General features: G+C 60.5%; 5 protein-coding genes and 1 pseudogene. 3 read left to right on the forward strand and 3 right to left on the reverse strand.

The features are described from left to right. Nucleotides 1–1,407 precede the first annotated feature (1,407 nt). Both K309_RS43495 and K309_RS43905 read right to left on the reverse strand, forming a co-directional pair. Nucleotides 1,408–1,668 (reverse strand): LysR substrate-binding domain-containing protein, encoded by a 261-nt coding sequence (locus tag K309_RS43495; RefSeq protein ID WP_029050231.1) that lies wholly within the window; start codon nucleotides 1,666–1,668, stop codon nucleotides 1,408–1,410. Beyond that, nucleotides 1,665–1,997 (reverse strand): LysR family transcriptional regulator, encoded by a 333-nt coding sequence (locus K309_RS43905; RefSeq protein ID WP_304413091.1) that lies wholly within the window; start codon nucleotides 1,995–1,997, stop codon nucleotides 1,665–1,667. Before K309_RS43905 ends, K309_RS43495 begins: the two co-directional genes overlap by 4 nt. A 380-nt stretch (nucleotides 1,998–2,377) precedes the next feature. Here K309_RS43905 and K309_RS0132975 point away from each other — a divergent pair, with 380 nt between their 5' ends. The 3 genes from K309_RS0132975 (at nucleotide 2,378) to K309_RS0132985 (ending at nucleotide 5,220) form a co-directional block, all read left to right on the forward strand. Next, the gene (locus K309_RS0132975) at nucleotides 2,378–3,418 is read left to right on the forward strand and encodes an ABC transporter substrate-binding protein (RefSeq protein WP_198030901.1); all 1,041 of its coding nucleotides are present in this window, start codon (nucleotides 2,378–2,380) and stop codon (nucleotides 3,416–3,418) included. A 118-nt stretch (nucleotides 3,419–3,536) separates the two neighbouring features. Then, nucleotides 3,537–4,406, forward strand: coding sequence for an ABC transporter ATP-binding protein (locus K309_RS0132980; RefSeq protein WP_084402678.1), 870 nt, complete (start codon nucleotides 3,537–3,539; stop codon nucleotides 4,404–4,406). Further along, nucleotides 4,399–5,220, forward strand: a complete 822-nt coding sequence (locus K309_RS0132985; RefSeq protein WP_051320747.1) for an ABC transporter permease — start codon at nucleotides 4,399–4,401, stop codon at nucleotides 5,218–5,220. The genes K309_RS0132980 and K309_RS0132985 overlap by 8 nt, the downstream gene beginning before the upstream one ends. Before the next feature lie 126 nt (nucleotides 5,221–5,346). On the opposite strand, the pseudogene tnpC reads toward K309_RS0132985, so the two are convergent. Further along, nucleotides 5,347–6,799, reverse strand: a pseudogene (gene tnpC, locus K309_RS44390) (IS66 family transposase). Nucleotides 6,800–7,396 lie beyond the last annotated feature (597 nt).

A 7,396-nucleotide genomic window follows, 5' to 3' on the forward strand; every position in this document is an offset into this window, starting at 1 on the left:
GCCCGGACCATCTGGTCGGTGCTAGCAAGGGATACGAGATACACGGCACCCGCCATGGCTGTATAGCCAGGTGCGTGCCCCCGACAATCCGTCTGAACTGACTTGTTCTCAAGGAGCGCAAGCATTGATCGCATGATGGCTAACAGGTTGGACCGGGGCGAGGAAAACCCGATAGGGAATGTGAGCAGCAACGCTCGATGATCAGATGAGGACCTCGCCAGCGAATTCCATATGGGCCAGCAGGCTGAGCGGCCTGCACAAAAGGGCCGGACATAAGCGTGCTGCCTTCACCTGTCGACCACCATGTCAATCGGCTTGCAATCCGGGAGGCGTCCACATAAGCGTTACCCTAGAGCCGGATTGCCGCAAGGCCGAGCCGGCTAGCGACTTTTGGAGCGCACTCGACGAACTACTGCTCAGCGTCTTGCCTGCACTTGAGGCGACCTGCGGAGATGTTCTTTTGCTATTCGAAGCCACGGCTACTGCTCAAAGCGCTCCAGGATGGTAGGAGTCGGGCCTTCCGCTTTCCCATACGTGCAAAAAGGCAAAGGCCCGCCGCGCACCGAATCCAGGTACGTGGCGGGCCGGTTTCAATACTTGCGGCGCATTTGCGCCGCCGGTACTTGCAGCGTGTTTCGATCAGCCGTTCGCGTAGACCACCTTGGCCTTGCGCGCTTCCGCCTGCAGGCGGGTGAAAACGTTCTGCACGCCGGCGATCACGTACTTCACGTCGTTGGCAAAGCCCGGGCTCTGGGTACCCTGTTCGCGGTCAATGAGGTCGCGTTCCAGTTAGTCGGTCAGCTTGATGTCGGATTGGATGTTCATGGCGCCGTCTTCTTATGGGGATTATCCTCACGGGTTTTCCCTTAATCTAGCAGACGTGATGCGGCATTGCACAAATTTGTTGGTCCCTTTGCCTCAAGTGGCGGACGCAGGCGCGAGCCACGCTCATGCATTGGGTAACTCATACCGCACTTAACGTCTGTCTTTTTACGAAGGAGGTCGAGTTGCGACAGACTATGCCGTGTCCAATTCCCATAACCGCACAAAAAAACATTTGCAAATCAATAAATTAATCGCGGAGAAATTGCGACACGGAATGCCTTGTCTAAAAAGGAATGCGCCATCTTTTGCCCTGTGGAAGGCATAGAACGCATGGCGCATGAAGATCATTTCCGCCAAAATCGCGCCATTCCTTGCCCTGTATTGCGCCAACGATTGCCTAGGTTTCTCAAAATGGGAAGTCAGGCAATTCGTGGCTGAAATGCCACGTTATGCTTGCATGTAAGAAGTGTTGCATTATCCTTATTCGTCACTTTTCTGAACAACGCGGTCCTAAACGTGCACGATTAGCATCTAAATCGCCCCGGGACACCGCGCTCATGGAAGCCGGCACCAGTGTTATCCCTACATCTGCGGCGACCTGCCCCAGGGCTGTTTGCAGTTCATTGGCCTCGAGCGCCACGCGCAGTTGCAGCCCTTGGGCGCTAGGCCTTCCGGGGTCAGGGCGCGGCGGTGGGGGGCAGGCCGGTTCTGCGGCAAGGCCGCCACTAGGTGTTCGGCCAGCACGACCTGCTGGTGGATGGCGGGATCGTTGATGGCGATGCGGCCGAAGCCCAGATCGATACGCCCCGATTTGAGCGCTTCCACCTGCTCGACGGTAATCATTTCCGCGCCGGCAGCACGCCATACAGCACGGACGGCACGAAGCCGATGCCGAACCACCGTTTCTCCTGCTGACCGATACGCCGAGTGCTTTCGATGGTCTCTTCCAGCCGCTTAGTGAGCAGCATGGTCTGCTCCAGCAGAAAGCGCCCAGCCTCAGTCAGCCGCAGGCCGCGGCCAACCCGGTCGAACAGCGCCACGCCGACTTCTTCCTCAAGTTGCCTGATCTGGCGTGACAGCGGCGGCTGGGCCATATGAAGGCGCTCTGCCGCCTGGGTGACGTTCAGTTCTTGGGCAACGGTGTGGAAATACCGGAGACGGCGCAGTTCCAAGCCATACCTTCAGGGTATCGAATCAGACATGGTCGGTTGTGGACAATCCAAAGTCAAGCCACATATTTATCCTCGGCTCGAGTTGCAACTATAAAAGTATGGCGACACGATTGCCTCAGTGGAAGGCAATCTTGGCGGACTTGCTCACCTGATCGACCGTCAATACGGTCGTAAGCCAAGGCTACGCGTTCCAACTCTGGAACATGATTTCCATTCGGGGTCGTCTTGTTCCTCGGCTTACCGACGCGCACACTGTTCTTGCCGGCCTGCAGAGCCGGGCCCCGGTCCGGCCCCGGACGGGCGCATCTTTCGCTTCCTATCGGCCCACGTCCCGGCCTTCCAGCGAGGCGAACGATTCATCCCATCTCACGGAGACTCGCATGACACATGGATTCAAGCGCCTTGGCTTGCTGCTTGCGATACTAAGCCTCTCGCTAAGCTGCGCAGTGGCGCAGGCGCAGGCCAGCCGCCAGTACCAGAAGGTTCGGTTTTCCCTCAATCCAGCGCAGATCATCTACCTGCCGCTCTTCCTCGCGGTCGAACGCGGTTACTTCCGCGCGGAGGGCCTCGATGTGCAGGTCATGCCGTACAAGGGGTCAGCCAACAGTCAGATGCCCTTGCTCGCGCGCGGCGACGTCGATATCAGCGCGGTAATCGCGGGGCCTGCGATGTTCAATCAGTTCTCCGAAGGCTTCAATATCAAGCTGATCTCTACCCTCACCGAGCCGAAGCAGGGCTATCGCGACGGCGCCGTGCTGGTCGTCCGCAAGGATCTATGGGATGCGGCCGCGATTCGCAAACTGCAGGACCTCAAGGGCCGCAAGGTCGACGGTGCGGTTGAAGGCAATCCGGTCGATTTCCTGCTGCGCAGCGCGCTGTACAGTGCAGACCTGAAGAAATCTGACGTAACCCTGTCGTACAAGCCGCGCACTCCCGGCGACACCCCGGAGATCCTGCGCCAGAAGGTGGTCGATGTGGCAGGCGTCAGCGAGCCCACCGCGACGCTGATCGAGAGCCGGGGCATTGGCGTTCGCTGGCTGTCCTACAAGGATGTGGTGCCGTGGTACCAGGAAAGCTACCTTGCTTCGTCCGAGGCCTTCCTGCGCGATCACCCCGCCGCGGTCAGCAGCTTCCTCACGGCGTACCTCAAAGCCGTGCGCGAAGTCGCGAAAGCCAGAGGCCAATGGACGCCCGAGTTGCTGGCCCTTGCGGCCAAATGGACCGGGTTGCCGGAGGATCTGCTGCGCAGTGTGGGCGGCATTCCCTACTGGAACGAAAAGGCGGGGATCCGGCTGGAGTCGTTGGCGCGCGTGCAACGCTTCTGGGTCGAGTCCGGACTCGTCAAGAAGCCAATCGATCCGGCCAAGGTCGTGGATATGACCCAGCTGGAGCGAGCGCGCCAGGCTGCGGGCGCACACTGATATGCAAGCCTCATCTCAGCCAACTACGGGCCGTACCCAGCCCACACTATGCACCCACCAATACGTCGGAGGCGATTTCCGCCATCCCGACGGACCACGACCCACGGAGACAACGCACATGAGTACAAGCACCCTGGCTGCTGCACCGCCAACAGGCGGTGCAACGCTGACTGAGATCGGGCGGCGCAGCGGCCGTATCGAACTCAGCAACCTCACCAAGGTTTTCGAGACCGCAGCCGGGTACATGACGGCGCTCAGCCGGGTGGACCTTACCATCCACGAAGGCGAATTTCTCTGCCTGGTAGGGCCGAGCGGCTGTGGCAAGACCACACTGCTGCGCGTGCTGGCCGGGCTTGAAATGCAGTCAACCGGAACCATGCATTGCAACATCAGCGCCAATGGCGGCTCCTTGCGCTCGATGGTATTCCAGGGGAACGGCGTGTTTCCGTGGATGACCGTACTCGACAACGCGGCCTACGGCCTAGCCGCGCGCAAGGTTGGCAGAAGCGAGCGCAATGCCATCGCGCGCGAATATCTCGACAAACTTGGCTTGCTCGCATTTGAGAACGCCTACCCGCGTGAGCTGTCGGGCGGCATGCTCCAGCGCGTGAACCTGGCGCGGGCGTTTGCGAACGATCCGGCGATCTTGCTGATGGACGAGCCTTTTGGCGCGCTTGACGAGCAGACGAAGATGCTGGCGTATGAGGACCTGCTTGCGCTTTGGGAGGGCAGTCGCAAGACCGTGGTCTTCATCACCCACAACCTCGATGAGGCCATTATCCTTGGCGACCGGGTGGCAGTCATGGGCAAGCGGCCAGGCCGCATCAAGGACATCATCGATGTCAGGCTGCCTCGCCCACGCAATGTGCTGGACATGCAGAACGACCGCGAGTTTATCGAGGTCCGGCGCCGCATCTGGAACAGTCTGCGCGAAGAAGTCATTTCGCTGCGCAGCGAGCTGAAGGCAAAGGGAGAAAACCATGAATGACGCCCTCGGAAACACTCCCGTCAACCCGCTGCCGCGGACTACGCGAGGTATCAAGCTGCCACGACCGGAACTGATGTTCTCGGTACTGAGCCCACTGGCCCTGCTTGTACTATGGGAGCTGTGCTCACGGCTCGGCGTATTCGATGAACGTATCCTGCCGGCGCCGACAGTCGTGCTCGGGACCCTGGCGGAGCTCGCGCGCGAAGGCGGCCTCTACGAGCATATCGGGCAGACCGCCTGGCGCTTCGCGCTGGGAATGCTGCTTGGAACGATACCGGGAATCTTCCTCGGGCTCAGCATGGGCATGTTCCGCTGGTGCCGCGTGCTGGTCCAGCCGATCGTTACGGTGCTCTACCCGCTGCCCCGCATCGCGCTTTTTCCGCTGTTTCTGATCCTACTCGGTCTCAACGAGAAGTCGAACATCCTGATGATCGCGCTCGGGCCGTTTTTCACCATGGTGATCTGCACCATGGCTGGTGTGATGAGCATCGACACCATCTACAAGGATGTCGCCAGGAGCTTCGAGACGCGGTCGCGAGACCTCTACTTGCGAGTGATGCTTCCCGCCGCGATGCCGGTCATCATGAGCGGCGTCCACATTTCGGTCGGCCTGGCGCTGATGAGTACCACCGCGGTCGAATATCTCAATGCCGAGAAGGGTCTTGGCTACCTGATCTGGCAGTCCTGGCAGATCCTGTCGCTCAAGCTCTCGCTGGCGGCGCTGCTTGCCGCAGGCATCATGGGGGCCGTGATCTTCGCGCTATTCCAACAACTCGAACGGCGCCTTATTCCGTGGCAGCCGCCCAGCCGGTGAGCGCGAACCGGCTGGGGAACTATCCGGCTCCCTCGGAGACGCTTCCGTGGAGCCGGCAGCAATATCTGCTTACACGTGCAACTCGCCACATCTTGGTAAGGGCCCCGTGAACCCCTTTTGACAGGGCTAAGCAGCGAGAGCGGAAGCGGACCAGCGAGGGGACAGGAGTTCAGCGATGTCCGAGGTCTTCTGGGCTGGGAGTCATGCCAGCACGCTTTTCCGGTAGGCGAAGGAATCGTGCCCGGTGAGCTTGGCCGACTGGACCAGGCTCATGATCGCAGCCGCCCGCTGGCGGCACGCAGGGGTCCGATTAACAGCTAGTTTGATCTCCTAGATCGAGGCTGTAGTCCATAGCAACGTCCGATGGCGGAACCCTCGGGCACCCGCCGCCTTTGCTCGTCAAGCCAGAGAGGCAGCGCGTCCAGGATTGGCCCGGCCCGCGGTTATCGCATATCCGGGCGCAATGCTGGCTCCGCGTCCCTCACCTCTCGCTTGATCTCGTATAGCCCGGCAATGAAGCGCAGCGCCTGGCCGGCCAACTCGCTCGTGTGCTTGTCGTGCAGCAAAATACTTGCGGCATGCTTGCGTCACGCACCCGATCTCAATGATGCCGCTTGCCGAAGGTGACGTTGTACCCGGTGGAAGTCATCGCACACCAGCTACCTTGCCAGCTGCAGGAACGCCCGGGCATGTTCCCCGCTGCGGCTCGGGGCAAACTGATAGACCACTGCTCGCAACGACGAGATTGGCTCGGCGCGTAGGCCCACAGATAGGTACTGTGTCTTGCCATCGCCTGGCGAGAGCACCTGGACATCGTCGGCGTGCCGCGCGCTCTGCGTCAGACCTCCTGCTGCAGCGCGTCCACCAGCAGTTGCAATTGCACACCGCGGATGCCGACCCAAGCGCCCAGGGTCGATTGCGGGATCGCCGAGCCGGCACATGCCTTACGTTCTTGCCGATAGAGACGAGGATTGGTCACCGAATCTGGACACGAGCGTATGCGCCAGCAGCCCCCGCGGTGGGGATGCCCTTGTCGATGACGTGCGGAGAACCGGGGCCTGCGGGAGGGTCTCGCGTTGCGCGCGTACCCACTTACCCCAGATATGGGCGTTCGACCGTGAACACGCCAGGAGTGTAGTCCAGCTTCTCGCTGACGTCTTCGCCGATGCGCTTGAGCGCGCAGCCGCACGCGCAAGTCCCGGACTCTGGCTCGTGATGGATCCAAGTTCGCGGTAACTAGGGCGGCAGCGGCTTGCGTCTCGGCTTGTTCTTGGGCTCCGCCTTGGACGACGGGAGCAGAGCTTCCAGCTCCGCCTCGATCGCCTCACGGTCCGCATCATGATGCCTCTTCCAGCAGGCTGGCCTGCGCCGGCGACTGTTGCCCGCTACGCTTGCCGAACTTCCAGCGCTTGCGCGGGGCCAGTTCGCGTGAGCTGCTCGATCTTGGTCTGCCGGTAGCGTGGTTCTTCCGGATCGCGAGCATTAGCGCGTCCTGCTGCTCGATCTGCGCTCACACCGCCGCAGTAAACTCGCGCAGTTGCTGTGGGCTCAGGTCGCCCAGGTGCTCGGCAGAATTCATGTTCCGAATCTTGCCTGCACCCAGACCATCGGCAAAGCCCCAATGTACGTTGCTGCCTTGTGCCAAGCCACTACTACAGCACCGTGATCGCTCCATCTTAACCCAGGCGTTTCCAAGGCGGCCCAACACCAGTGCATCCAGTTGCTACCAGCACAATCGTGTGCCGTCGGTCCAAATGAAACGATGCCGTCGTATACCGGAAACTTCATGCGAGTGGCACACTTCTTGGCAAAGGAATAAGCATGGTGCGACCAGGCAGTCCCAAATACCTTCACCACCCGCGCCAGCACCGTGTCGGTCCCCGCGCGCATGTCCAGCGGCTCAGTAGCTCGACTCGGATCAACGCAGCCACCCCTGCTGCCACTCGGCTCACTCTGCTGCCGCCAATCCCAGCGAATGAATACTGGCCGTCGACGCCCCCGCGCTGCGTTTCGATCTGTATATCCGGCATCGCAGGCCGTGTCGGCGCGATCTCCTCGATAGTTCACATGTCCATCCAGGGTCTAGTCTTACTGTGTCATAAAAAATAGTGCATTATATGGACTTCTTCATTAAAGGTGGAAGTGCATGAGCACACGTGACCGATTTGCGGATTAC

It is taken from the genome of Cupriavidus phytohabitans, from assembly GCF_000426345.1.
Lineage (GTDB): Bacteria > Pseudomonadota > Gammaproteobacteria > Burkholderiales > Burkholderiaceae > Cupriavidus.

What these genes read in the sequence shown, in the direction of transcription:
- K309_RS43495 (WP_029050231.1), bottom strand. Translation starts at nt 1,668, where the DNA reads ATGATTACCGTCGAGCAGGTGGAAGCGCTCAAATCGGGGCGTATCGAT.
- K309_RS0132975 (WP_198030901.1), top strand. Translation starts at nt 2,378, where the DNA reads ATGACACATGGATTCAAGCGCCTTGGCTTGCTGCTTGCGATACTAAGC.
- K309_RS0132980 (WP_084402678.1), top strand. Translation starts at nt 3,537, where the DNA reads ATGAGTACAAGCACCCTGGCTGCTGCACCGCCAACAGGCGGTGCAACG.
- K309_RS0132985 (WP_051320747.1), top strand. Translation starts at nt 4,399, where the DNA reads ATGAATGACGCCCTCGGAAACACTCCCGTCAACCCGCTGCCGCGGACT.